This is a genomic window from Anaerotruncus sp. 80, assembly GCF_009936115.1.
GTDB classification, from domain to species: domain Bacteria; phylum Bacillota; class Clostridia; order Peptostreptococcales; family Anaerovoracaceae; genus Senimuribacter; species Senimuribacter intestinalis.
Genome location: NZ_QWES01000064.1, coordinates 1 through 442, shown reverse-complemented (window position 1 = coordinate 442; position 442 = coordinate 1). Strand labels below are relative to the sequence as shown.

At 54.5% G+C, this 442-nt stretch carries 1 rRNA gene; it reads right to left on the bottom strand.

From position 1 onward, the window contains the following. Positions 1–442, bottom strand: a 23S ribosomal RNA gene (locus tag D1155_RS15485); the annotation flags it as partial.

The following is a 442-nucleotide window of genomic DNA, read 5'->3' as shown; positions in this document are numbered from 1 at the left end:
TCTCCCGAAGTTACGGGGTCATTTTGCCGAGTTCCTTAACAATAGTTCTCTCGCTCGCCTTAGGATTCTCTCCTCATCTACCTGTGTCGGTTTGCGGTACGGGCACCTCGGGTCTTGCTAGCGGCTTTTCTTGACAGCGTGAAATCGACTGCTTCCGGCTTACTTGCCACCCCGTAACGCCTCAGTATTGACTATGCGGATTTGCCTACATTGCCTACCTCGACGCTTGGACACGCTCTACCAGCGGCGTGCTCAGTCTATCCTTCTGTGTCCCCACTTCGCTTAAAACGACCTCCGGTGGTACAGGAATCTCTACCTGTTATCCATCGCCTACGGCTTTCGCCCTCGGCTTAGGTCCCGACTACCCCTGAGCGGACGAACCTTCCTCAGGAATCCTTAGATTTTCGGCGGGCAGGATTCTCACCTGCCTTGCGCTACTCAT